Source organism: Paraburkholderia ribeironis (assembly GCF_900019265.1).
In the GTDB taxonomy this organism is placed as follows: Bacteria; Pseudomonadota; Gammaproteobacteria; order Burkholderiales; family Burkholderiaceae; genus Paraburkholderia; species Paraburkholderia ribeironis.
The window spans coordinates 17,116-17,498 of sequence record NZ_CYGX02000129.1 but is presented as its reverse complement, the minus strand read 5'-3'; the positions used below and the strand labels follow the sequence as shown (position 1 = coordinate 17,498).

The 383-nt window shown below is 71.8% G+C and carries 1 protein-coding gene; it reads left to right on the top strand.

The window, feature by feature from the left end:
- Positions 1-383: hypothetical protein (locus tag BN2475_RS35155; protein ID WP_218023753.1), on the top strand; the 383-nt coding region annotated here is incomplete at both ends.

Below are 383 nucleotides of genomic sequence, written 5' to 3'. Positions count from 1 at the left end.
GGCAACAGCGGCTCCGCAAACGGCGGCAACGGCGGCAGCGGCTCGGGTAACGGTGGCTCCGCAAACGGCGGCCAAGGCAGCAACGGCTCCGGAAAGGGAGGCAACGGCGGCAGCGGCTCGGGTAACAGCGGCTCCGGCAACGGCGGTCAAGGTGGCGGCGCCTCAGGCAACAGCGGTTCCGCAAACGGCGGTCAAGGCAGCAGCGGCTCAGGCAGCAGTGGCTCCGGAAAGGGAGGCAGTGGCGGCAGCGGCTCGGGTAGCGGTGGCTCCGGCAACGGCGGTCAAGGCAGCAGCGGCTCCGGAAAGGGAGGCAGTGGCGGCAGCGGCTCAGGCAACGGCGGTTCCGCAAACGGCGGCCAAGGCGGCAGCGGCTCCGGAAAGGG